We start from the raw sequence: 23573 nt of genomic DNA on the forward strand, positions 1-23573 counted from the left end.
ACACCTAACTACTTAGTAAGAACGATGCTAAATCTATTTAACTCGCTTTTTGGGCGTTATAACGAGAATATCAAGGCCAATGTGGAAATTTATACTTGGGCAACTTGTCCCTACTGTATTCGGGCTAAATGGTTGCTGGGTTGGAAAGGGGTAAAATACACCGAATACAAGATTGATGGGGATGAAAGCGCTCGTCAAGCCATGGCCGAACGGTCCAACGGTAAACGCAGTGTACCACAGATTTTTATTAATAATGAACATATCGGTGGTTGTGATGATTTGTATGCTTTGGATGGTCAAAAAAAATTAGATAATTTATTGGCTAAATGTGGGACTATCTAAAGTCTATTGATGAAAAAGCCTATGAGAAACATCGGCAATGGATGCAGTTAGCTTTAAATTTAGCGGCAACTGCGGGGGATCGGGGTGATGTACCTGTGGGAGCGGTTATCGTGGATAAACAGGGACATTTAATCGCTCAAGGGGCTAATTGCAAGGAAAAACACCATGATCCCACCGCTCACGCCGAAATTCTGGCGATTCGTGCCGCTAGTCAAGTTTTAGGCAATTGGCACTTAAATGATTGTACCCTCTACGTCACCCTCGAACCCTGTCCCATGTGTGCCGGGGCAATCATTCAGGCTAGATTAGGATTATTAGTGTACGGTGCTGACGATCCCAAAACAGGAGTTATCCGCACTGTGGCTAATTTTATAGATAGTCCTTTTTCTAACCATCGTTTACCGGTAATTGCGGGAATTTTAGCTAAGGAATCTGGGGAATTATTACAAACATGGTTTGAGAAAAAAAGATGAGAAAAATTTGAGTAATTATCGGGACGGTTGATAAATTTAGCTAAATTTATCAAATTATTGCCTTAGACATGACAAAAATAACCCATGATTAAAAGCTTTCGATGTAAAGATACAGAAAAGCTATATAATAAGCAGTTTGTTAAAAAGTTTTCTGGGATTGAACGATTAGCGATCAAAAGATTGCGTATTTTAGAAAGTGCTAATACACTAGAAGCATTGGCAGGATTGCCGAGTAACCGCTTAGAACGTTTAAAAGGAGATAGAATCGGTCAATACAGTATTCGCATCAATGACCAGTATCGTATTTGTTTCTCATGGGATGATGCAGCTACTAATGTTGAAATTGTTGATTATCATTAAGGAGAATTCACGATGAATAATTGGAAAAGTCCTATCCACCCCGGTGAAATTTTAGCTGATGAATTAGAGGAAATTAATCTTGATGTTTCTCAGCTTGCCACAAGAATTAATATCTCTGAGAATGAACTTGAGCAAATTCTCAAGGGACAAGGAAATATCACGGGAGATATTGCTTTAAAATTAGGGCGTTTTTTTAATACAGGAGCAGAAATTTGGATGAATTTACAAAAAGCCTATGAGTTAGATCTAGCGAGGGAAAAGTTAGGAAATACCCTCGAAAAAATTATTCCTTATCAATCCCTGTCTTCAGGATAAATTCTCTTGAATTCTATAATTATTCATTTGACATACTGGCTGCATCTCACATTTGCAGAAATAGCGACAATCAGCAATTATCAGTCATCCCTAAACTGATACAAATGTATGAATAACCGCGTGTGGGAGTTAATCATACTGTTAACAGCAGACTAGCTGATCACCACCAGTTGCATTAACTGGATCTTTTGCCAAAATGGAGTAAATATAGTAGCGGGGGGATGGTCAATGACAGCACAGGAAGTATTAGAGTTAATTCAACAGGCAAAGGACGAAAGAGCGAGGGAGTTGGATCTGTCCAACAAAAACTTAACAGAAATTCCCCCCGAAATCCCTCAACTCACCTCCCTGCAAGAACTCAACCTCAACAGTAACCAAATCAGGGAGATTCCAGAAGCGATCGCTCGACTCACCTCCCTGCAATCCCTCGACCTCATTAGTAACCAAATCAGGGAGATTCCAGAAGCGATCGCTCGACTTACCTCCCTGTGGGTCCTCTTTTAGTTTGCTCTGGACGGGTAAAATCAATGAAACGACCTTCAATCAGTTTTTAGAGGGTTTTTGGCGATCTATCACGATTTTTAAAGGACAAGAACCAGAAACCAACAACGATGACACCCCCCAAGAAACCCCCCATCGGAGCAGTAAAGATTTGCTTACCACAGAAAAGTAACTTAGGCAAAAAAGTTTACAAATATTTAATATTGTCTCTCTTTTTGTCAAATAAGGACATGAAATTCCTTATTTGTTGAATCTAGTCGATGGTGAAATTAGAAGAATGTTCAAACGCCACAAACTCTTAAGTGATATTGCACTCAAAATGAATCAAACATCTGACTCTATTGATCAAGAAGAATGGGATGAACGCGCATTTCGTCCACAGCAAGTGTAGAATTATGTTATTCTAAATGCTTAATTGGTTGGTGAGTTAATTTTTTTAACTTCTCAGCCACTTCAACCCGATGACAACGATGATAAGTTCATAATTACCTCCTGTTCCTCTGTACTTGAATTATCCCTCAACTCTAAATTCTTGCACCAGAGCGTTTAAATCGAACCTCAAGAATTAAGAGGTCTTTGACATCGCTTGAGAACAAAAAAGAAAGGTTGGGGAGAGTTTTTAAAATCCATAATTCCCAGCACGGTATTATCATCTACTTTCCGAAAAGAGTCATTGATGGGCAAATAATCATAAATCATCGTGGCGCTGACTTTGCCCCGATATTCCATCATTCGCAGTCTAGCCTGACTTGTCTCTGTTTTTAGCAAGGAGTTGGTCAGCATCAGCAAAGGTTTCAGAGAATTATTTTTGAGTATCGGCAGCTTCAAAATCCAGTTCATGGCCGTGGGATTGGGTGCCACCTTAAAAATTTTTCCCTGACCATCTAAAAATAACAGGGGGTGGACATTCTCAGTATCGACAAATTCTTTACCATACCAATTAGATGCTTCTAATAAACCATCCATTGGGTGATTTGTCTGAAGTCCAGAACCTTGCCAACGACCGAGCATAAAGTCTAAACTCACGGGGTCGAGAGCGTCAAACAATTGTAAAGCTATTTCTGTCGTCGTTTTACCAGCTTTAAGAATCGACTGGCAGCTTTCTAATTCTAATGTTTCCATTGTTTCACTCTTGTTGTGTCCTGACAATGATATTATAGCTTCTCAGCCAGAGGGTGGGGGATTGCCCCTCGGCTAAAATCACCAAACATCCGACATATCTTCAGTCAATGGGTCATCGTATCGCCTTAAAGTTTCCAGCCATTCACTCATTTCTTCCTTGATGGTTTCTTTAAGTTCTTGCAAATCATCTTTATCTATTAGGCCTTTTTCCAGTAAGAAAGTGTAGAACTTTTTCAGACTACCTGCATTAGCCTTGATGCTTGATTGACTGGCCCACAGGGCCTTTTTGATAAACCAATAACCCAAAAAGTCACTGACCATATCTACCCCGTCTTTGGCTTCTACGGCATCTTCATAGAGTAAATATTCGTTGATATAAAAATCTATATTTGAAACATGATTATTAATGGTTTTTTCGGACAGGCCTGATGATTCTAGCCAACTCTCAAAATCCGTTAGTAATTCATGATTGGCTTTTCTTATCTTTTGACAGTCAGCCTCGTATTTCTGGGAATCATCCATCTCAAATTTCTCTCCTCCAAATCGCTGCTCGATGGTCAATAGGGTAATGAATCAAGTGTTTTTTTCCAAGCGTCTAAAGCCGCCATTTCCTCCTCAGGGTCAACCTCGGCCAACCGCCTGAATCGCCTTTCCCTTTTCTGCTAAATAGCTCCAACGATGTTAGACGCAATTTGCTCAATGATGGCGGCCACATCTTCTTCTGTATCTCGAGGTTGGGTTAATTCCACATCCGTTGAGAAGAGGCACATTTGAGCCCAGTCTAAGTTTTCCACTTCACACTGGTCAATCACCGAACTGGGGATGTTTTTCAGGGTGATGCTATCCCACTCAATGCCGATGAGATTGCTCTGCCGCTCAATTATCACAATTCTTCCTTGCCAACCACCGATGTCAGTCCCTAAATCTGGGTCAAGTACACCCTGTTTGACGATGACCGAGTCGCCGACTTTGAAGGCAAACTCTGACTCGGAAAATTCGGGCGACAAGCTGGAGGCAACCGAGAGATGATACTCGCTTCCTAGCTCTTTTAACTCAAAATCCACAATCATCCGCTTGTTTTCCGAGAAATAACGGTTTTTCCTAGCGATTAGCTCGTCGATTAGCTCTTGAATATCCGCCTTGAGCCTTTTATCTCCTTTAAGAAGGTCTTTATTAAAAACTCGGTCTATCATCTCTTGCCGCTTTGACTCGGGGGACAACGCCAGATTCCAAGCGATTATCCCTATGGTCAGCAGTGTTCGCATAGATCCCTTTGTTTCATTGGATTCGCGGTAAGGCTCGATAAAATCCTCCAGAACTTCCGACATTGTGACTTCCCCAGAAGGAGAGACGACAATTTCCTTGAAAGGCAAGGACTTTTCTCTTAATTTCTTCTCAAAGCTTTTCAAGGGTTTTTCGGATCCTTGGGACATTTTCTGCAGCCTGAGCAGTTCACTAAATGCCTTCGATTTTTTAGCCATGATTGAGCGGGAAAATATGTGTTATTAATCCTGTTGGGTTGCTGAACAACATTGGAATAGGGGAATTGTAACTGCTCTCAGGGAGCGATTGCGCTCTCATTATTAAATCTTAAAGTTCTGGCCTGAGTCGTCAGCTGTTGACTGCTGAGTGGGTGGGTGGAATTAAATATAAAATGAACGTAGGTTGGGTTGAAGCATGAAACCCAACGCCCGATTATGTTACGCTACCGCTAACCCATCCTACAAATAATTGTGCCTACCTACTTATCCGATACCTTTTTGTTAACATAGATTAGCAATGCACTTTCAGAGATTCTCTTAAAATAGGGGATATCTCCTGCTCAAATCCCCCGCGGGGGAAAAATATGTCTCAAAAGCCGATTTATCTAGATTGCCACGCCACGACACCGATGGAGCCGCAAGTTCTGGCGGCGATGTTACCCTATTTTACCGAACACTTTGGTAATGCCAGTAGTATTAATCATGTCTATGGTTGGACAGCCGAGGCCGCGGTTAAACAGGCAAGAGAAACAATCGCCGCTGCTATTAATAGTAGTCCCGAAGAAATTATTTTTACCAGTGGGGCAACGGAGGCCAATAACCTGGCTATCAAAGGGGTTGCCGAAGCTTATTTCGCCAAGGGACGGCATATAGTTACGGTGGTGACAGAACATCGGGCCGTTTTAGATCCCTGTCATTATCTGGAAAAATTGGGTTTTGAGGTGACAATTTTACCCGTCGGTGCTGATGGCCTAATTGACTTGGAACTACTAGAAAAATCTTTACGTCCTGACACGATTTTGCTGTCAATTATGGCCGCTAATAACGAGATTGGGGTGATTCAACCTTTAGCGGCAATTGGGGCGATTTGTCGCCAGTATCAGGTACTTTTTCATACGGACGCGGCCCAAGCAATCGGCAAAATTCCCCTAGATGTGGAGGAAATGAATATAGATCTAATGTCCTTAACTGCCCACAAAGTCCACGGACCGAAGGGAATCGGTGCGCTGTACGTCCGGCGCCGGAACCCCAGAGTTCGTCTGGCCGCTCAAATTCAAGGGGGAGGCCAGGAAAAAGGACTGCGATCGGGTACAATATTTACACCGCAAATTGTCGGTTTTGCCAAGGCGGTAGAATTGGGCATCAAAGCGATAGAAGAAGATAACAGCCACTTAAATCAGTTAAAAGCCCGTTTATGGGAGATTATCAGTCAATTAGACAGAATTTATCTCAATGGTCATCCTAGCCAAAGATTAGCCGGAAATTTAAATATTAGTATTGAAGGGGTGGACGGTGCGGCGTTATTGTTAGGATTACAGCCAATAGTGGCGCTTTCCTCCGGTTCTGCCTGTTCTTCTAGCCATACCGCCCCCTCTCACGTTTTAACTGCCTTGGGTCGCCCCGAATCTCTCGCTTATGCCTCCCTGCGCTTCGGGTTGAGTCGTTTTAATACTTTAGAAGAAATTGAACTGGTGGGGGAACAGGTGGTTTTAACGGTTAATTCCCTCCGCAAAGCCAAAAATTTTTGAAGTTTCGGCTCCTATCCACAAGTTAGTTTCGGTCTAGGTTTGAAAAATTCCGAAAAAGGTTTCTACGATTGCCTTTGACTAATTGCCGTGCCGGTTAATAACACTGATGCTTGGTTTTCAGTCCAGTGAATCATCCAACTCGGTTGTAATCCCAAAACAATAATAAATAAAGCCAAGGCAATTTCGGGAAATCTTTCGGGCCAGGTACTGCGAGGAATGCGCGATAATTCGGGGGTTAAACGACCAAAGAAAACCCGATTAATCATCAGGAGAAAATATACTGCGGTTAAACCACTAGCGACCAAACATAAGAGCGTTTGTATCGGAAAAATCGGGAAACTGCCCCGAAAGACCAAAAATTCGGCGATAAATCCCACCATTCCGGGGATGCCGGCGCTGGCCATGGCCGCTAAAATCATTAACATTCCCGTGATTGGTAAACCTCTTTCTGGATTTAATAAACCGCGTAGATAATCCACATCCCGGCTGCCGGTTTTTTTATACACCACTCCCACCAACAAAAATAACAAAGCGGAAATTAAACCGTGACTAATCATCTGCAAAATCGCCGCAGTGATGCTTAATCTGGTGGTGGCCGCCGCCGCTAGTAAAATATAGGCCATGTGGGAAATGGAAGAATAGGCGACTACTTTTTTCATATCCTTTTGGGCAATAGCGCAACTGGCCCCGTAGAGGGCGCTGATAGCTGCTATTGTTGCTAACCAAGGGGCGAGAGTCACCCAAGCATCAAGAAATAAACCGACTCCAAAGCGCAGCAGTCCATAGGTTCCTAATTTGAGTAATATTCCCGCTAAAAGCACAGAAACGGGGGTAGATGCTTCCACGTGGGCATCCGGTAGCCAAGTATGAAAGGGAAAAATCGGGATTTTGATGGCTAATCCAATCAGAAGGGGGATGAGGAGCAGTAATTGGGTTTTAACGTCTAAATTATTCGATAAAAGGGGGTTATAGGCGAAATTATCAGCACCGGTTAGCCAAACTAAGCCAAGGAAAGAGATTAGCACTAAAAAGCCGGAAATTGCCGTGTATAATAAAAATTTCATGCCCGCGTAACCGCGTCTTTGCCCCCCCCAAATGGCAATGAGAAAGTAAAGCGGGACGATTTCTAATTCGTAAAATAGGAAAAATAGCAGTAAATCCTGCGCTAGAAAGGCCCCCGCTACTCCGGCATTGAGTAACAAGAGCAGGGAATAGTAAAATTTCGGTCGGTTAACCTCTGTGCCACTAGCATAAAGAGCAATTATTGTCAAGATGCTGTTAAGAAAAAGTAATGAGAATGACAATCCATCGACACCGAGGGCATAATTGAAACCGAGGAAATTAATCCAAGGCAGGTTAACCGTGAACTGCATTTGCGGGTTACTAGGGTCAAATTGCCAGCCAAGGAGAATATTCAGCAGTAAGAGAACGACAGCAAGAGTTAGAGCTAATCCTCGCACTTTTTTCGCCTCTAGAGGCGTGTAGGCAATCAGTATCGCCCCTATAATCGGTAGCCAAATAAAAGCGTTGAGCATTCTTTAATGGGCATGATAAACCTTCCCATTATTGCCTGAGCGGTCAATCTTTAGCAAGATAGCTATCAACTTTTAACATTTATTAATAAAATGAGCCAGAGATTACCATTACCAGAAATTCGTCGGGAAAAAAACAGCGATTTTGCTGCCATATACCGAGTAAATCGCTTGGCTTTTGGCTGGGAAAATGACGCTAATTTAGGAAACCCTCATAACTCACCATTAAGATAACTGCTATAATTAGGGTCCGTGGTTTGACTCGGTGTCAAAAAAGTTTCAGCTAATTTAATTAAATTGGTTCGATTAATCTTCCCCTGGGGACTTTTTGGTATCTCTGGTAATTTTATCCAATGTTTCGGCAGTTTATAATTGACTAATTTATCCTTAATCAGGGATTGAATACTTGCCTGGCCTATCTGAGAGTTAACGGGTACATAAAAAGCCACAATTACCTGTCCCCATCGAGAATCTGGCAATCCTAAAACCACCACATCTTTAACTAAATCAGTTTGTCTAATGGCATTTTCTACCTCAAGAGGATAAACATTTTCTCCTCCGGTAATTATTTTTTGACTATCGCAACCAATGATATATAAATAACCACTTTTATCCAAATAACCTAAGTCATCGGTCTCGAAGTAGCTTGCTTGATTAAGATGGGGATAATAACCTAAAAATAAAGATTTAGCTTCAATAATAATTTTCTGGTTATCGGGATTAATTTTTATCTGAGCATGGGGTAATAGCTGTCCACTACTATTATTTCCTCGTCGAAAATCTTCTGGTTTAAGAGTGACAATTTGTGAGGCAGTTTCCGTCATTCCATAGGTGGGAGATAGGCAAATATTATATTCTCTAGCTTTTTCTAGTAAAGATGGCCAGGCAGGAGAACCTCCTAGTAAAACTGTTTTAAAATTGGCTAACCATCGAGGATCATTTTCTAGAAAAAATTGTAATTGACTGGGAACTAAGGAGATAAAATAATCTTGAAGATTGAGATTATTTACACGCTTTTCTTTGATTTTATGGTAAGGAATAACAGCAAAATCTCCCCCAGTTAAAAAACTTCTCAGAAACTGCATTAAACCACTAACATGATATAAGGGCAGTAGGCAAAAAGAGTTAACCTGCTTGACTTGAAAATATTCAGAAAAACCTTTGACAGAAGCAGTTAAAGTTAACCAGTTATGGATAGCAAAGCGAATTTTTCCCGAGGTTCCTCCCGTGGGTATCATCAGAGAATTAGTCAAAGGATTGACAGGAGGAGAATTATAGTTAAAAACCTTGATATTTTCGCCAAAAATATCATCGGGTTGCATCAGAGAGAAAACCTGTTGCCATTCGTTAGTTTTCCAGTCAGGATTAGCTAAAAATAGGCAACTTTTGACCCTGACGGCAGCCAAGAATATCGCTAAAAATTTAATGGGATTGACTTCAGCAAGCAGTATAGTTAATCGAGGATTATCTGCGGCGATAAATTGCTGAGAATAGGACTGATATAATTGATAAAATTTTTGGCTATTGTATCCATATAACCAATCTTTTTGACTGAGATATGCTAATTGTTTGCTGATGTCGTCCACAGTTTTTCCAACCAATCGGGGTCACTATTATTAAACCATTGTTGCACACCAAAACCTAAAGCTCGCTCCTTTTTGGGGTATTCTTGTGCTAGACGTAGAGCGGATTTTCTGCCGATATTAGTTTCTAAAACGGAGGAAAATACTAAATCTAAGGGATATTTTTTCCAGAGATTTCTTAACCCTTGTATTGAACCGGTAATAGCAGGTTTAATCACAAAAATTCCTCGCCATCCCCGTTGATAACATTCCTCTATTTGTCTAAGATTGGCCACCGATTCATCTAAAGCAATCCCCGTGGTAAAATCTTGACTTAATTGCAACATTTCTAACCATTGAGACGGGGGTAAAGGTTGTTCGATAAATTCAATTATTTTAGATTCATCGGCAATTTTTAACCAGATTTTACTGTCAGCAATACTTAATCCCCCATTGGCATCTAAACGCAATTTAATGTTCCTGGGTAATCGGGTAATTAATTTTTCAAATAGTTTTAACTCTTGTGGGAGAGAATTGACCGCAATTTTCCATTTATAAGTATTAGTTTGATTGGTGGCTAGAATATCATCCAGACAGGGAAATACTGCCGCACCGGTGGGTAATAAATAACTATAATTTCTCGGTTCTAATTCTCTTGATTTATTCTCGATACTTAAATCTTCTAAAGCTGATTCAAAGGCAAATTGACAAGCGGGAAATTGTTCAGGAATAGAAAAAATTGAATTTATTGATAGGGGATTTTCGAGACTTTGACAGAATAATATTGCTGCCGATAATGTTTCTGAACCAAATTCAGGTAAAGGAGCAATTTCTCCCCATCCAATACGTCCATCTTCCGCTTCTAAGCGAATAATAATTCCTTCCCTAATTTGCCAGAGTCCGTGATGGGTTTGTAGGGGATGCAGCAAAGGACGCTGATAAACACGAAATTGCCAGAAATACATGATTAACTATAAGTAGTCGTGAAAAATTAATTTTCTAGTTGAGATAGGAGACCTTTCAGTAATCAGTAATCAGTGAAAGGCTGCCGCTCAATTTTATAGAAATATCTATATCATATTTTGGGCTTGTAAGGAAGTAATCTCAATTAATTGTTAGATAGTGGGACAGGCTTCTGATTCTTTGTATTTTATCTTTAATTGTAACCAGCTACTTAGTCGATGATAGGTAGTGCGTTACTTCAATCATAGTCCATCACACAATCACAGTCGATGATAGGTAGTGCGTTACTTCAATCATAGTCCATCACACAATCACAGTCGATGATATACTTTAGACGTTCATAATCTGAGATTTATTAAACTTCTGAAATCGTAGAGTCAGCAAGGAATCCAGTTCTTTTTTATGTTTCAAATGGGCATCATTCAAACATTCATAAATGGCTGAAGAAAAGTCAGAAAAGTTTTCATAGTATTTACCATACAAACATTTCTTTTTGACAAATTTCCACAGCCTTTCAATTAAATTTAGATTAGGCGAATAAGACGGCAAATAGAGTAGCTCTATTGACAAAGAAAGAGCCAATTCTTCAACAATTTTACATTTTTGATAGCGGGCATTATCTAAGACTAGAGTGATGGGAATAGTTATTCCTAAAGCAGCTATTTTTGACCAGAGTTCACAGACTTGAGTTGCTGTAATATAAGTGTCATTCGTAACCAGAATAACTTCATGAGTTATTGCATTTAATGCTCCTAAAACATTGAAGCGTTTACGCCCGCTCGGTGACTTAACAAAAAGTCTCTCAAAACACCAAACAAAACCGAGAAATGCTCCCATGACGAAGTGAGCGGCATCAACAAAAAAAACAGCCCTTTTTCCTTCTTTAGCCTCATTTAGTCTGGGTTCTAGCTTTTTTTCTTTGTAGTCCTCTTGTTCATCTGGGTCAGCTTTAGAAGGAAGAGAACCTACTTTTAAACATTTCATTCCCATTGATTTTAAAAATTTTCTCACTTGGGTAAGACTTCGTTTTATTCCCGTTAATTCTTCTATCCTATATACAGCTTCATTTATTGTGGCTGGTGGATTTTTCTCGAAGTATTTTTTGAGCGTTTCTTTTTGAGACTCTAATTCACTTTTAGGGCGATAGAAGTTGATTTCTTTTAATTTTTCTATTCCGCCTTCTTCATAATCTCGAAGATAGGTTAATAAGGTATTTGGCGAGATTCCTGCTAACTGACAAATTTTTTTGTGCGGTATCTTTTGGCTCTTTAACCAGAGAACTTCCATCTTCAGTTGAACCCGGGGATGGGGATGATGAAATCTTTCATAATACAGTGAGTTCTTTTCTTCTTCCGTGAATTCTAGGTTAATCATGTTTTTAATGAGTGCTTTGCTTCTAATTATGACTCTTAAACTATATTATTGTCCTTGAGTAAAAAATGCAAGTTGTAGCCGTGCAAAGTATAGGTGGTGCGTTACGACGGATTGTCACCTTCCAGTCAAAGCAGCAATTTTTGGCCGTCTAACGCACCCTACTGGACTGTTTCAGCTAAAATAGGGCAATAGCTCGAACAAGCAGAGGACATCAATCATGGGAAGAGGTCGGCGAGATAAAGTCAATCTAACAGGGGAACAAAGAGAAAACCTCGAACAAATCAGTCGTAATGGCTATGCACCAGCTAAAAAAATTCTCCACGCTCGGATTTTGCTGATGTGTGACGAGGGAGAACAGGCGAAAAGGAAATGGACAGATGAAGAAATAGGCGAAGCTTTAGAAGTTCATAGAAATACAGTGGGACGTATTCGTCAAAGATTTCTTCAAAAAGGCGAAAAACCAGCATTAGAACGGAAATCGAGAAAAACTCCCCCCACTCCGGCAAAAGTTGATGGAGCCGCCGCCGCCCAAATCATTGCCCTGTGCTGTTCGGAGCCACCATCTGGCCGAGCCGAGTGGACAATCCGACTATTAACCTCGGAACTCAAACAAAGACAAATTATCACCGAGATTTCCAGTCCAACGGTGTGGCGTACTCTAAAAAAAACCAATTACGCCCTTGGAAAACCCAAAGATACTGTATTCCGGAACAGGATTTAGCCCGATTTGTTGCCCAGATGGAAGTTGTCCTTGACCTGTATGGCACTCAGCCATCGGAAGAAGAACCGTTAATCGCGATGGATGAAGCATCAAAGCAACTACTTGGAGAAGTTTACCCTCCGATACCCATGCAACCTGGACAAGATAAAAAAGAAGACTATCACTATAGTCGTGAAGGGGTTCAAGCCTTGTTCATGTTTTTTGACCCCCATCGAGGATGGAGACGGGTGAGTAACCGAGATAGTCGAACCCGAATAGATTGGGCAGAAGAAATTCGTCAATTATTGGATGTGGACTATCCAAAGGCTCGAAAAGTCAAGCTCGTCTGTGATAATCTCAACACTCATAACATAGCCTCGCTTTATGAAGCATTTCCAGCACCCGTTGCTCATCGTTTAGCTAGAAGACTGGAAATTTATTACACACCTCGTAATGGTAGCTGGTTAAATGTAGCCGAAACTGAACTAAGCGTCTTATCGAGGCAATGTTTAGATAGAAGGATTTCTAGCAAGGAAGAACTGAAAAGGGAGATAGAAACCTGGCAAAAAGAACGTAATCAGACTGCATCTACAGTAATATGGACGTTTACGACCAGCGATGCTAGGGTCAAGCTGAAACATCTTTATCCTGTGTTTGAGGAGGAGGAATCGGGAGAATCTATTGCACCAAATTAGCTGAAACAGTCCACTACAAGCTGTATTAAGATTAAACTAATACAAGTATATTAGATGCGGTAAGAGTGGGTTTGGAACTGAGAGTTGCAATTTGAATGGCTGCTAGTGTACCTGTCCCGTCCCCATCAAAGAATAGTCCTCCAGTGATTGTATTATAAATAAAGCGATTGCTGGCATTTAATGCAGTTGTTCCTAACACGAATTGAGCGGCTGTAATCGCCACTCCTGCGGCTAAACCACCGCCAAAACCCGCAGCAGAGACAGTAATTTTATCCCCCTGACTGGAGAGAAAATCGGTAATTGTGTCAATCCCTTGATTGGGGTTTTTGAAGGTGAAGCGATCGCCACCTGCACCCCCTGTTATGGTATCATTACCAGTACCACCAATCAAGGTATCATTTCCCGCACTTCCTGTAAGGGTATTTTTACCACTATTACCAGTGATAATGTTATTTAATGTGTTACCTGTCCCATTAATATTTGCGGTTCCCGTTAACGTGAGGTTTTCTAGGTTATTTCCCAGGGTATAAGTAACTGATGATTGAACAGTATCTGTCCCTTGGTTGGCATTTTCCGTAATGGTATCGGTAGTAGTATCAACTTGATAAGTATCATTCCCTAAACCACCGATGAGGGTATCAATTCCTGTTGCACCATTAAGAATATTGTTACCACTATTACCGGTGATAATGTTATTTAATGTGTTACCTGTCCCGTTAATATTTGCGGTTCCCGTTAACGTGAGGTTTTCTAGGTTATTTCCCAGGGTATAAGTAACTGATGATTGAACAGTATCTGTCCCTTGGTTGGCATTTTCCGTAATGGTATCGGTAGTAGTATCAACTTGATAAGTATCATTCCCTAAACCACCGATGAGGGTATCAATTCCTGTTGCACCATTAAGAATATTGTTACCACTATTACCGGTGATAATGTTATTTAATGTGTTACCTGTCCCGTTAATATTTGCGGTTCCCGTTAACGTGAGGTTTTCTAGGTTATTTCCCAGGGTATAAGTAACTGATGATTGAACAGTATCTGTCCCTTGGTTGGCATTTTCCGTAATGGTATCGGTAGTAGTATCAACTTGATAAGTATCATTCCCTAAACCACCGATGAGGGTATCAATTCCTGTTGCACCATTAAGAATATTGTTACCACTATTACCGGTGATAATGTTATTTAATGTGTTACCTGTCCCGTTAATATTTGCGGTTCCCGTTAACGTGAGGTTTTCTAGGTTATTTCCCAGGGTATAAGTAACTGATGATTGAACAGTATCTGTCCCTTGGTTGGCATTTTCCGTAATGGTATCGGTAGTAGTATCAACTTGATAAGTATCATTCCCTAAACCACCGATGAGGGTATCAATTCCTGTACCTCCATTAAGGATATTGTTACCACTATTACCGGTGATAATGTTATTAGCAGCGTTACCTGTCCCATTAATATTTGTAGTCCCAGTTAGGGTCAGATTTTCCACATTAGCGGGTAGGGTAGTGGTGACATTAGCGGTTAAGGTGTCGCTGATGGTGACAATTCCCTTGTTATTGGTAAGAGTTGCATTGATGGGATTACTGAGGTTAATGGCAAAAGTTTCGTTTGCCTCATTGAGGTTATCATTAAGGATGGGAATGGTAATAGTAGCAGTGGAAGTATTAGGTGCAATGGTGATAGTTCCGGTTTTGCTAGTGTAATCTACATTAGCGGTAGCGTTAATGGGTGCAGTGGTATAGTTGAAGGTAATTGGTTGTGAATTGGGGTTATCAACTGTGACGGTGAGGATGGCATTATTATCTTTACCTTCCACTACGGTGATATTATTGATGGAGAGTTTGGAGAAATCGTCATTAGTAATTGTCCCCGTCACTGCGGTGGCGGTCCCCACTGTATAACCAGTACCTGAAGCAAGAGTTAAAGCGACGGTTTCGTTATTTTCAACTGTAGTGTCAGCAGTGGGGTCAACTGTTACGGTAGCAGTGGATGAATTAGCAGCGAAGGTGACTGTATTGGTAGTCCCTGTACGAGTGTAGTCGGTATTGAGGGTAGCTGTCCCTCCGAGGGTGTAATTGACTGTTAAGGAATTAGTGGTTACTCCGCTACGAGTGAAGGTATAAACCAGATTTGTTGTCCCGTCTTCGTTAACACTTGCAGGGGAGACTGCTAAGCTAATAACGACAATTGTCCCTTGCTCTTCAAATGCACCAATATCTACTGTACCACCAAAGATGCGATTGAATCCTGTTCCTCGTTGATCAAAGGGAATTTGTTCGGTCGTGTCACCATCACCATCAATATCTTCGCTATCAACAAGAATAAGGCTATTGTTTCCTGCATTAATCGCCGGACTTCCTGCTAAAAGTGCATGGGTCAGAGTTAAACCCCCATAGTTAGCTAAAGGAGCAAGTCCAGGATTAGAATTAACAATATCAGTTCCTGTGCCAATCGTTCCTTTTGCACCAGTTAAATCACCGATAAGGTTGTAGTTATTGCCATTAAATATCGCACCAGATAACCCAGAAGAAAGTAAATCGAAACCATTAGTTGTATTATCTATATTTCCAGCAACAATTGTGTTTTTAAGAAAAAAGGTTGTACCAAGACTATAAATGCCGCCTCCACCGCGTCGTCCAACAAATTGAGTGTCAACGACAGTATTATTGGTAATTGTGCTATTAATCAAATTAAATGTGTCACCAGAAGAATATATGCCACCTCCAGCATAACTTGCATTATTGCCACTAACGGTTGTATTGATCAAAGCCATTGAAGTACCGTTGTTCGTTATGCCTCCACCATTTCCCGCACTATTACCACTAACAGTAGTATTGATCAGAGTCAGCGATCCAGCTACACTTGATATGCCACCTCCATAAACGCCTCCTTGATTATTATTAATTGTCGAGTTGATTGCAATTAGTGTTCCGCCTGAATTGTCAACGCCTCCGCCTTCCTGAAAACTACTACCACTAGCTATATTATTACTAACCACGCTACCCTGACGGAGATAGACAAAACCACGATTCTGAATACCACCACCATTGCTAGAAGAACCAAGTGCCTTATTTCCACTTACAGTTGTGTTGTATAAGTCAAGAACACCTGTCGCATTAACACTAATACCTGCGCCGGAAGAAGATATAATTCCCCCGGTTACTACGACATTCTGTAAGCTTAATGCACCTCCACTGAGAACATGAAAAACCCGATCAGAATTTAATAATCCTGACGCATCAATAGTAGCTTTTTGTCCATTAAATGCTCCAATATAAAGCACATTATTACGAGACTTAATATCTAAGTCTCCCTTTTTTCCCTCATTTTCATTAACGCCATTACTCGTTAGAGTATAGGTTAAGCCTCCTGTTAAATGAATTTCATATTCAGTATTCGGGTTAGCATTAGCAATTAAGATCGCATCCCGCAAAGATAATCCATTATCAGCATTGCCATCATTTTGATCGGCGGTCGTATTAACGGTTAAAATAGTTGGTGCAGATTTTTCTACAGGAACATCATTTCCTGTGATTGTAATATTGGCAAAGTCATTTTCAGTTGTAATTCTTGCTACTTCTTGCGTTGTTAAATCTACTCCACGAACTAATGCTGCGAAATATTCTCCCTCATCTCCCGCGCTATCCACCTGATTAATTTGAGCATCCACATAATGCCCAATTTCTTCTAAAATTACATTAATTATCGTTGCTGACGAGGCCGTATTCAAAAAAGATGCTGATAGATAAATCTTATTCTTACTGCTGGAATATGCACCATTCGCAGTCCCCAAAACCTCATCACTGAGTACCTCAATTGGGGGAAGTTGACTAAAATTTCGACTTTGCCACTGTTGTCGTAATTGCGTCGCCTTAACCACATCATAACTTGTCCCAAAAGCGGTTTCTAAATTCACCCAAAAGCCATCAGATTGAGCGAAATTGAACAAAACATCGTCAACAGCAGGAAGAATCGGCAACAGGGTAGAAGTCATGACGTTAACTGCAACAGTTTATTGCTAACAATTTTAGCCTAACAAGTGCAAATTTTTCAAGGGTGCTGTAACAGAAATTAATATTGATTACAAGAAAACGGGTTTCTTTAAGAAACCCGTTTTCTAAGAAACCCGTTTTCTAGATATTGATTTTTGCCAAAGACTGCTTAAATTCTGCGAGAGAATTAGCGGTAGCTGCTAATTTTAGTAGCTCTTCTAAGATAGTAGGGTTAGTCATTTTGCCGATTATCTCTTCAATTTCTGAAGAAATCTGTCCAAACCGCACAGTTAAAACTGTTTTTATGTCATCACGGCTTTTTTCTAGCACCCCAATTTCTTTACCGCGTTCGATTCCTCGTAACTCCATATTACTCATTAAAGGCATGGTTTTTTCCTCCTCAAATTGTTTAATTTTACTCTCTAAGCTTGACTGCAATTCAGGGGATAAAGTCATCATATTGTCGATGATTTCAAACAGTTTAATTATCTGTTCCCTCTCGAACTCCTTTTCATATAATCCCCTGATTAACTTCCACTTCCACTGTTCCCGTTGTGGCAGCTTCCCAGTAGTCGCTTTTGTTTTCAGGTGTGCCATGACTATCATAGCAAAAGGATTGCTACTTGCTTCTAGTTCTGTCCATCTTTCCTCATAGTCCAGTAATTTAACCGTTGGGAATTTGAGGCTGACTTCACAACCGGCGATAGTATAATTATAGGAATCTGGTCGCCAATTTACTCGTTCATCTCCTAATATAGCGAGACTGATAACCGGTTTCTGATACAAATCAAAGGCCCGATAGTTATAAATATACATCCTCTGAGGAAAATTTTCTTCGTATTGACTTTGAATTTCAATATGAATCAAAATCCAGACTTCTTCACCCCTGAGTAACCAAACTTTATAGAGTTTGTCAGCGAAACGTTTTTTGGTCTTTGCTGAAGCGGTAATCCGTTTGAGTTCTTTTTCTAGGGATTCGGGAATTTTTGTCCAATCAATTAATTGGTGAACTTCAGGAAAAAAGAAGTATAAAAACGCTTCAAAATACTCGCTTAATGCTTCTTTCCAGGGTTCATCATAATTGGCGGTTGTTGGGTTCATTTGAGTTGTTTGCTTACTCGTAGGCTGTGAAGCGCGATAGCGTAACGCACCGATTTAATAATAGAGGTGGTGGTGGTAATCTGGGGATTTTGTGGTAAAAAAGCGGATATTTGTTCGATTCCGTCTTGATTGGGAGAGAGAATAACCGTGGCGACTTCTGGAATTACTCCAGCTTGGAGACTTTGATAATCGCTAACACCAGCATCGAGGAAAACTACGGTAGCGGTTAAACGCTGATTTCTCACACTATCCACCCGATTAGCTTGACTCAAGCCATCAGATTGAGCAAAATTGAACAAAACATCGTCAACAGCAGGAAAGCTCGGCAACAGGGTAGAAGTCATGACGTTAACTGCAAAGGATTAATGCGACTATTTTATGCAAACAATCGCCAATTTTTCAAGGGGGATATAACAAAAATTAACATTATACAGAAAACGGGTTTCTTTAAGAAACCCGTTTTCTAAGAAACCCGTTTTCTAGATATTGATTTTAGCCAAAGACTGCTTAAATTCTGCGAGAGAATTAGCGGTAGCTGCTAATTTAACAATCCCTTGTAATGTAGATAGTACCGAAACTTTATTCAGGTATTGTTCCACATCTAAAGGAACTTCACCTAAGCGAGCTTGCAAAACTGTTTTGACAAAATCACGAGCATTTTCTAACGCTCCGATTTCCTTGCCTATTTCTTTACCGCGTTCTATCCCTCGTAACTCCCCAATTTCCTTGCCAATTTCCTTACCGATTTCCTTACCGCGTTCTATTCCTCGTAACTCCATATTACTCATTAAAGGCATCGTTCTTTCCTCCTCAAATTGTTTGATTTTACTCTCTAAACTTGACTGCAATTCAGGGGATAAAGTCATCATATTGTCGATGATTTCAAACAGTTTAATTATCTGTTCTCTCTCGAACTCCTTTTCATATAATCCCCTGATTAACTTCCACTTCCACTGTTCCCGTTGTGGCAGCTTCCCAGTAGTTGCTTTTGTTTTCAGGTGTGCCATGACTATTATAGCAAAGGGATTGCTACTTGCTTCTAGTTCTGACCATCTTTCCTCATAGTCCAGTAATTTAACCGTTGGGAATTTGAGGCTGACTTCACAACCAGCGATAGTATAATTATAGGAATCTGGTCGCCAATTTACTCGTTCATCTCCTAATATAGCGAGACTGATAACTGGTTTCTGATACAAATCAAAGGCCCGATAGTTATAAATATACATCCTCTGAGGGAAATTTTCTTCGTATTGACTTTGAATTTCAATATGAATCAAAATCCAGACTTCTTCACCCCTGAGTAACCAAACTTTATAGAGTTTGTCAGCGAAACGTTTTTTTGTCTTTGCTGAAGCGGTAATCCGTTTAAGTTCTTTTTCTAGGGATTCGGGAATTTTTGTCCAATCAATTAGTTGGTGAACTTCAGGAAAGAAGAAGCATAAAAACGCTTCAAAATACTCGCTTAATGCTTCTTTCCAGGGTTCATCATAATTGGCGGTTGTTGGGTTCATTTGAGTTGTTTGCTTACTCGTAGGCTGTGAAGCGCGATAGCGTAACGCACCGATTTAATAATAGAGGTGGTGGTGGTAATCTGGGGATTTTGTGGTAAAAAAGCGGATATTTGTTCGATTCCGTCTTGATTGGGAGAGAGAATAACCGTGGCGACTTCTGGAATTACTCCAGCTTGGAGACTTTGATAATCGCTAACACCAGCATCGAGGAAAACTACGGTAGCGGTTAAACGCTGATTTCTCACACTATCCACCCGATTAGCTTGACTCAAGCCATCAGATTGAGCAAAATTGAACAAAACATCGTCAACAGCAGGAAAGCTCGGCAACAGGGTAGAAGTCATGACGTTAACTGCAAAGGATTAATGCGACTATTTTATGCAAACAATCGCCAATTTTTCAAGGGGGATATAACAAAAATTAACATTATACAGAAAACGGGTTTCTTTAAGAAACCCGTTTTCTAAGAAACCCGTTTTCTAGATATTGATTTTAGCCAAAGACTGCTTAAATTCTGCGAGAGAATTAGCGGTAGCTGCTAATTTTAGTAGCTCTTCTAAGATAGTAGGGTTAGTCATTTTGCCGATTATCTCTTCAATTTCTGAAGAAATCTGTCCAAACCGCACAGTTAAAACTGTTTTTATGGCATCGCGGCTTTTTTGTAACGCGCCAATTTCTTTACCAATTTCCTTACCTATTTCTTTACCGCGTTCTATCCCTCGTAACTCCCCAATTTCCTTGCCAATTTCCTTACCGATTTCCTTACCGCGTTCTATTCCTCGTAACTCCATATTACTCATTAAAGGCATCGTTCTTTCCTCCTCAAATTGTTTGATTTTACTCTCTAAACTTGACTGCAATTCAGGGGATAAAGTCATCATATTGTCGATGATTTCAAACAGTTTAATTATCTGTTCCCTCTCGAACTCCTTTTCATATAATCCCCTGATTAACTTCCACTTCCACTGTTCCCGTTGTGGCAGCTTCCCAGTAGTCGCTTTTGTTTTCAGGTGTGCCATGACTATTATAGCAAAGGGATTGCTACTTGCTTCTAGTTCTGACCAGCTTTCCTCATAGTCCAGTAATTTAACCGTTGGGAATTTGAGGCTGACTTCACAACCGGCGATAGTATAATTATAGGAATCTGGTCGCCAATTTACTCGTTCATCTCCTAATATAGCGAGACTGATAACCGGTTTCTGATACAAATCAAAGGCCCGATAGTTATAAATATACATCCTCTGAGGAAAATTTTCTTCGTATTGACTTTGAATTTCAATATGAATCAAAATCCAGACTTCTTCACCCCTGAGTAACCAAACTTTATAGAGTTTGTCAGCGAAACGTTTTTTGGTCTTTGCTGAAGCGGTAATCCGTTTGAGTTCTTTTTCTAGGGATTCGGGAATTTTTGTCCAATCAATTAATTGGTGAACTTCAGGAAAAAAGAAGTATAAAAACGCTTCAAAATACTCGCTTAATGCTTCTTTCCAGGGTTCATCATAATTGGCGGTTGTTGGGTTCATTTGAGTTGTTTGCTTACTCGTAGGCTGTGAAACGCGATAGCGTAACGCACCGATTTAATAATAGAGGTGAATGGTGGTAATCTGGGGATTTTGTGGTAAAAAAGCGGATATTTGTTCGATTCCGTCTTGATTGGGAGTGAGAATAACGGTGGCGACTTCTGGAATTACTCCAGCTTGGAGACTTTGATAATCGCTAACACCAGCATCGAGGAAAACTACGGTAGCGGTTAAACGCTGATTTCTCACACTATCCACCCGATTAGCTTGACTCAAGCCATCAGATTGAGCAAAATTGAACAAAACATCGTCAACAGCAGGAAAGCTCGGCAACAGGATAGAAGTCATGACGTTAACTGCAAAGGATTAATGCGACTATTTTATGCAAACAATCGCCAATTTTTCAAGGGGGATATAACAAAAATTAACATTATACAGAAAACGGGTTTCTTTAAGAAACCCGTTTTCTAAGAAACCCGTTTTCTAGATATTGATTTTTGCCAAAGACTGCTTAAATTCTGCGAGAGAATTAGCGGTAGCTGCTAATTTTAGTAGCTCTTCTAAGATAGTAGGGTTAGTCATTTTGCCGATTATCTCTTCAATTTCTGAAGAAATCTGTCCAAACCGCACAGTTAAAACTGTTTTTATGGCATCGCGGCTTTTTTGTAACGCGCCAATTTCTTTACCAATTTCCTTACCTATTTCTTTACCGCGTTCTATTCCTCGTAACTCCCCAATTTCCTCACCAATTTTCCTTCCTCGTAACTCCATATTACTTACTAAAGGCATGGTTCTTTCCTCCTCAAATTGTTTGATTTTACTCTCTAAGCTTGACTGCAATTCAGGGGATAAAGTCATCATATTGTCGATGATTTCAAACAGTTTAATTATCTGTTCCCTCTCGAACTCCTTTTCATATAATCCCCTGATTAACTTCCACTTCCACTGTTCCCGTTGTGGCAGCTTCCCAGTAGTCGCTTTTGTTTTCAGGTGTGCCATGACTATTATAGCAAAAGGATTGCTGCTTGCTTCCAATTAGTCACTGATAACTGATAACTGATAACTGATAACTGAATAGAGTTTGTCAGCGAAACGTTTTTTTGTCTTTGCTGAAGCGGTAATCCGTTTAAGTTCTTTTTCTAGGGATTCGGGAATTTTTGTCCAATCAATTAGTTGGTGAACTTCAGGAAAGAAGAAGCATAAAAACGCTTCAAAATACTCGCTTAATGCTTCTTTCCAGGGTTCATCATAATTGGCGGTTTGTGATGTCATGTTTTAGGTTGTAACTCTATTGTATAATCTCATCCGAGATGTCAGTACAAGGGGGATGCTTCCCGCGTTAACCCTTCTCTTTCAATCAAAACTCACTTGAAGTCCAGAAAACGGGTTTCTTAAAGAAACCCGTTTTCTCGATAATGGTGTTGAGACTGAAGCTTATCTGTTAATTCCCCCCTGAAAATGACAATTTTACAGGGTAATTAAAGTATTTAACCAATTGATTAAATCTTCAACCGTAGAAAAATCGAATAAAGCTTCTCCTAATACTTCGACATCATCAATACTTAACTGCATAATTTTAGTTTCCAATGAAGGATTAATCTCCCCTAACTTGCGTTTAATTTGACGAAGAATCAATGTCTTTTCGCGTTCGATACCTTGTTCGATACCTTGTTCAATACCTTGTTCAATACCTTGTTCAATACCCCGTTCGATACCTTGTTCAATACCTAGTTCAATACCTTGACGCATCCAACTGGTAGTAATTTGCATAACTCCCTCCTGTACGGGTTGACTAAATGTGCTAATCTCTTGTTGAAATTGTATCTCTTCGACCGGATTTAGATTGAGATAAGTATCAATAAATCCAGAAATTAATTCCATTTTCGCAGGATTTAACCTTAAAGTAATTAACAAGCGCAGACATTCGGCCTTAACTTTTGCTCGCTCTTTCTCGGCAATGTTCATCTTCGCCATCAAAGCTGAAGCAACCGGATTCGGCTGATTGAGAAAATCTCGCCAATTTAATCGATTTAACTGCACTACTTGATAGTTAAATTCTAAGACTTTTAAATCAGGAAAATCGACTACATATTGACTAATCGCTTCTCTTTTTGGCTTTGAATAAGAAAAAATTACAATCGGATAAATCGGTAAGACAAATTTCTCATGAAAGCGAGCAAAATAAGTAAACATTCGCCGGTTAAACCACTTTCGGGAACTTTCCTGCGCCTCTACATGAATCAGAAAAAAAGATTCTTTTCCTCGAAACTTAACCTGTGCGACTAAATCACTTTCATACCTTTCTCCTTCCGTGACATCTGTAAATACTTCTTTGTCTAAAAAAGTAATCGATTCCCTATCTAAATAATCTATCAATTGAGGGAAAAACAACTCGATAAATTCGACAAAAAAGGTGGAGATTAACTCCTTAAATAAGCGATAATGGTCAATATTATTAGTCATGTAATGTCATCTTAACTAATCTGAGCGATGAATGACTACTCTT

General features: G+C 40.1%; 24 protein-coding genes and 1 pseudogene. 8 read left to right on the forward strand and 17 right to left on the reverse strand.

From position 1 onward, the window contains the following. The first annotated feature begins 24 nt into the window (after positions 1-24). From grxC to MAE_RS25450, 5 genes are all read left to right on the forward strand, one after another. Entirely contained in the window at positions 25-342 is a 318-nt protein-coding gene (grxC, locus tag MAE_RS25430; protein ID WP_002751734.1) for a glutaredoxin 3, read from the forward strand. Next, a complete protein-coding gene (gene tadA, locus MAE_RS25435) occupies positions 327-815 on the forward strand; it encodes a tRNA adenosine(34) deaminase TadA (protein WP_012268032.1) in 489 nt (162 codons plus the stop codon). Before grxC ends, tadA begins: the two co-directional genes overlap by 16 nt. 84 nt (positions 816-899) lie before the next feature. Further along, entirely contained in the window at positions 900-1175 is a 276-nt protein-coding gene (locus tag MAE_RS25440) for a type II toxin-antitoxin system RelE/ParE family toxin (protein ID WP_012268033.1), read from the forward strand. Positions 1176-1187: 12 nt separating this feature from the next. Next, positions 1188-1490 (forward strand): HigA family addiction module antitoxin, encoded by a 303-nt coding sequence (locus MAE_RS25445; RefSeq protein WP_012268034.1) that lies wholly within the window; start codon positions 1188-1190, stop codon positions 1488-1490. A 228-nt stretch (positions 1491-1718) separates the two neighbouring features. Then, positions 1719-1994, forward strand: coding sequence for a leucine-rich repeat domain-containing protein (locus MAE_RS25450; RefSeq protein ID WP_012268035.1), 276 nt, complete (start codon positions 1719-1721; stop codon positions 1992-1994). Between the two features lie 555 nt (positions 1995-2549). Here the strand turns inward: MAE_RS25450 and MAE_RS25455 are convergent. The 3 genes from MAE_RS25455 to MAE_RS25465 all read right to left on the reverse strand — a co-directional run bounded on the left by MAE_RS25455 (position 2550) and on the right by MAE_RS25465 (position 4594). Beyond that, a complete protein-coding gene (locus tag MAE_RS25455; RefSeq protein WP_012268037.1) occupies positions 2550-3113 on the reverse strand; it encodes a DUF4334 domain-containing protein in 564 nt (187 codons plus the stop codon). Positions 3114-3191: 78 nt separating this feature from the next. Next, positions 3192-3635 carry a phage integrase N-terminal SAM-like domain-containing protein gene (locus MAE_RS25460; RefSeq protein WP_012268038.1) on the reverse strand — a complete coding sequence of 148 codons (444 nt, stop codon included), beginning with the start codon at positions 3633-3635 and terminating at the stop codon, positions 3192-3194. A 140-nt stretch (positions 3636-3775) separates the two neighbouring features. Continuing rightward, complete coding sequence (locus MAE_RS25465) at positions 3776-4594, reverse strand: hypothetical protein (RefSeq protein ID WP_012268039.1); 819 nt, start codon at positions 4592-4594, stop codon at positions 3776-3778. A 365-nt stretch (positions 4595-4959) separates the two neighbouring features. Here MAE_RS25465 and MAE_RS25470 point away from each other — a divergent pair, with 365 nt between their 5' ends. Next, positions 4960-6123: a cysteine desulfurase family protein gene (locus MAE_RS25470; protein ID WP_012268040.1), complete on the forward strand. Its 1164-nt coding sequence runs from the start codon at positions 4960-4962 to the stop codon at positions 6121-6123. 62 nt (positions 6124-6185) lie between these two features. Here MAE_RS25470 and MAE_RS25475 read toward each other — a convergent pair whose 3' ends face one another. Continuing rightward, positions 6186-7658, reverse strand: coding sequence for an NADH-quinone oxidoreductase subunit M (locus MAE_RS25475; RefSeq protein ID WP_012268041.1), 1473 nt, complete (start codon positions 7656-7658; stop codon positions 6186-6188). Positions 7659-7748: 90 nt separating this feature from the next. Between MAE_RS25475 and MAE_RS34265 the strand changes: the two genes are divergently transcribed. Further along, positions 7749-7889: a hypothetical protein gene (locus MAE_RS34265; protein WP_164516991.1), complete on the forward strand. Its 141-nt coding sequence runs from the start codon at positions 7749-7751 to the stop codon at positions 7887-7889. Between the two features lie 9 nt (positions 7890-7898). Here MAE_RS34265 and MAE_RS25480 read toward each other — a convergent pair. From MAE_RS25480 to MAE_RS25490, 3 genes and pseudogenes are all read right to left on the reverse strand, one after another. Next, a pseudogene (locus MAE_RS25480) lies at positions 7899-9241 on the reverse strand (2-succinylbenzoate--CoA ligase). Further along, complete coding sequence (locus tag MAE_RS25485) at positions 9217-10182, reverse strand: o-succinylbenzoate synthase (RefSeq protein ID WP_012268043.1); 966 nt, start codon at positions 10180-10182, stop codon at positions 9217-9219. Before MAE_RS25485 ends, MAE_RS25480 begins: the two are co-directional and overlap by 25 nt. A 328-nt stretch (positions 10183-10510) precedes the next feature. Then, positions 10511-11554 (reverse strand): IS630 family transposase, encoded by a 1044-nt coding sequence (locus MAE_RS25490; protein ID WP_012268044.1) that lies wholly within the window; start codon positions 11552-11554, stop codon positions 10511-10513. A gap of 217 nt (positions 11555-11771) precedes the next feature. Between MAE_RS25490 and MAE_RS31085 the strand changes: the two genes are divergently transcribed. Then, positions 11772-12949 (forward strand): IS630-like element ISMae25 family transposase gene (locus tag MAE_RS31085; protein WP_125730803.1). Its coding sequence is split into 2 segments (ribosomal slippage): positions 11772-12213 and positions 12213-12949, totalling 1179 coding nucleotides; the frame shifts between segments, so codons are not numbered across the junction. A gap of 31 nt (positions 12950-12980) precedes the next feature. On the opposite strand, the gene MAE_RS34565 is transcribed toward MAE_RS31085, so the two are convergent. The 10 genes from MAE_RS34565 to MAE_RS25550 all read right to left on the reverse strand — a co-directional run bounded on the left by MAE_RS34565 (position 12981) and on the right by MAE_RS25550 (position 23530). After that, positions 12981-16937: a beta strand repeat-containing protein gene (locus MAE_RS34565; RefSeq protein ID WP_012268045.1), complete on the reverse strand. Its 3957-nt coding sequence runs from the start codon at positions 16935-16937 to the stop codon at positions 12981-12983. 139 nt (positions 16938-17076) lie between these two features. Further along, positions 17077-18036 carry an Rpn family recombination-promoting nuclease/putative transposase gene (locus MAE_RS25510; protein ID WP_012268046.1) on the reverse strand — a complete coding sequence of 320 codons (960 nt, stop codon included), beginning with the start codon at positions 18034-18036 and terminating at the stop codon, positions 17077-17079. Beyond that, on the reverse strand, positions 18033-18380 hold the full coding sequence (locus MAE_RS25515) for a DUF4347 domain-containing protein (protein ID WP_002764487.1): 348 nt from the start codon (positions 18378-18380) through the stop codon (positions 18033-18035). Before MAE_RS25515 ends, MAE_RS25510 begins: the two co-directional genes overlap by 4 nt. 135 nt (positions 18381-18515) lie before the next feature. Next, positions 18516-19547 (reverse strand): Rpn family recombination-promoting nuclease/putative transposase, encoded by a 1032-nt coding sequence (locus tag MAE_RS25520; protein ID WP_012268047.1) that lies wholly within the window; start codon positions 19545-19547, stop codon positions 18516-18518. Continuing rightward, entirely contained in the window at positions 19544-19891 is a 348-nt protein-coding gene (locus MAE_RS25525) for a DUF4347 domain-containing protein (protein ID WP_002764487.1), read from the reverse strand. Before MAE_RS25525 ends, MAE_RS25520 begins: the two co-directional genes overlap by 4 nt. A 135-nt stretch (positions 19892-20026) precedes the next feature. Next, positions 20027-21070 (reverse strand): Rpn family recombination-promoting nuclease/putative transposase, encoded by a 1044-nt coding sequence (locus tag MAE_RS25530; protein ID WP_012268048.1) that lies wholly within the window; start codon positions 21068-21070, stop codon positions 20027-20029. 54 nt (positions 21071-21124) lie between these two features. After that, a complete protein-coding gene (locus MAE_RS25535; protein WP_012268049.1) occupies positions 21125-21415 on the reverse strand; it encodes a DUF4347 domain-containing protein in 291 nt (96 codons plus the stop codon). A 135-nt stretch (positions 21416-21550) separates the two neighbouring features. Continuing rightward, positions 21551-22066 carry a hypothetical protein gene (locus MAE_RS25540; protein WP_012268050.1) on the reverse strand — a complete coding sequence of 172 codons (516 nt, stop codon included), beginning with the start codon at positions 22064-22066 and terminating at the stop codon, positions 21551-21553. Between the two features lie 36 nt (positions 22067-22102). Beyond that, a complete protein-coding gene (locus MAE_RS25545; RefSeq protein ID WP_012268051.1) occupies positions 22103-22339 on the reverse strand; it encodes a hypothetical protein in 237 nt (78 codons plus the stop codon). Between the two features lie 195 nt (positions 22340-22534). After that, positions 22535-23530, reverse strand: coding sequence for a DUF4351 domain-containing protein (locus tag MAE_RS25550; protein WP_012268052.1), 996 nt, complete (start codon positions 23528-23530; stop codon positions 22535-22537). Positions 23531-23573: the final 43 nt, after the last annotated feature.

It is taken from the genome of Microcystis aeruginosa NIES-843, from assembly GCF_000010625.1.
In the GTDB taxonomy this organism is placed as follows: Bacteria; Cyanobacteriota; Cyanobacteriia; order Cyanobacteriales; family Microcystaceae; genus Microcystis; species Microcystis aeruginosa.

Bases quoted from the DNA above. Each gene is read 5' to 3' on its own strand.
- grxC (WP_002751734.1), top strand. From the start codon at position 25: ATGCTAAATCTATTTAACTCGCTTTTTGGGCGTTATAACGAGAATATC.
- tadA (WP_012268032.1), top strand. From the start codon at position 327: ATGTGGGACTATCTAAAGTCTATTGATGAAAAAGCCTATGAGAAACAT.
- MAE_RS25440 (WP_012268033.1), top strand. From the start codon at position 900: ATGATTAAAAGCTTTCGATGTAAAGATACAGAAAAGCTATATAATAAG.
- MAE_RS25445 (WP_012268034.1), top strand. From the start codon at position 1,188: ATGAATAATTGGAAAAGTCCTATCCACCCCGGTGAAATTTTAGCTGAT.
- MAE_RS25450 (WP_012268035.1), top strand. From the start codon at position 1,719: ATGACAGCACAGGAAGTATTAGAGTTAATTCAACAGGCAAAGGACGAA.
- MAE_RS25455 (WP_012268037.1), bottom strand. From the start codon at position 3,113: ATGGAAACATTAGAATTAGAAAGCTGCCAGTCGATTCTTAAAGCTGGT.
- MAE_RS25460 (WP_012268038.1), bottom strand. From the start codon at position 3,635: ATGGATGATTCCCAGAAATACGAGGCTGACTGTCAAAAGATAAGAAAA.
- MAE_RS25465 (WP_012268039.1), bottom strand. From the start codon at position 4,594: ATGGCTAAAAAATCGAAGGCATTTAGTGAACTGCTCAGGCTGCAGAAA.
- MAE_RS25470 (WP_012268040.1), top strand. From the start codon at position 4,960: ATGTCTCAAAAGCCGATTTATCTAGATTGCCACGCCACGACACCGATG.
- MAE_RS25475 (WP_012268041.1), bottom strand. From the start codon at position 7,658: ATGCTCAACGCTTTTATTTGGCTACCGATTATAGGGGCGATACTGATT.
- MAE_RS34265 (WP_164516991.1), top strand. From the start codon at position 7,749: ATGAGCCAGAGATTACCATTACCAGAAATTCGTCGGGAAAAAAACAGC.
- MAE_RS25485 (WP_012268043.1), bottom strand. From the start codon at position 10,182: ATGTATTTCTGGCAATTTCGTGTTTATCAGCGTCCTTTGCTGCATCCC.
- MAE_RS25490 (WP_012268044.1), bottom strand. From the start codon at position 11,554: ATGATTAACCTAGAATTCACGGAAGAAGAAAAGAACTCACTGTATTAT.
- MAE_RS34565 (WP_012268045.1), bottom strand. From the start codon at position 16,937: ATGACTTCTACCCTGTTGCCGATTCTTCCTGCTGTTGACGATGTTTTG.
- MAE_RS25510 (WP_012268046.1), bottom strand. From the start codon at position 18,036: ATGAACCCAACAACCGCCAATTATGATGAACCCTGGAAAGAAGCATTA.
- MAE_RS25515 (WP_002764487.1), bottom strand. From the start codon at position 18,380: ATGACTTCTACCCTGTTGCCGAGCTTTCCTGCTGTTGACGATGTTTTG.
- MAE_RS25520 (WP_012268047.1), bottom strand. From the start codon at position 19,547: ATGAACCCAACAACCGCCAATTATGATGAACCCTGGAAAGAAGCATTA.
- MAE_RS25525 (WP_002764487.1), bottom strand. From the start codon at position 19,891: ATGACTTCTACCCTGTTGCCGAGCTTTCCTGCTGTTGACGATGTTTTG.
- MAE_RS25530 (WP_012268048.1), bottom strand. From the start codon at position 21,070: ATGAACCCAACAACCGCCAATTATGATGAACCCTGGAAAGAAGCATTA.
- MAE_RS25535 (WP_012268049.1), bottom strand. From the start codon at position 21,415: ATGACTTCTATCCTGTTGCCGAGCTTTCCTGCTGTTGACGATGTTTTG.
- MAE_RS25540 (WP_012268050.1), bottom strand. From the start codon at position 22,066: ATGGCACACCTGAAAACAAAAGCGACTACTGGGAAGCTGCCACAACGG.
- MAE_RS25545 (WP_012268051.1), bottom strand. From the start codon at position 22,339: ATGACATCACAAACCGCCAATTATGATGAACCCTGGAAAGAAGCATTA.
- MAE_RS25550 (WP_012268052.1), bottom strand. From the start codon at position 23,530: ATGACTAATAATATTGACCATTATCGCTTATTTAAGGAGTTAATCTCC.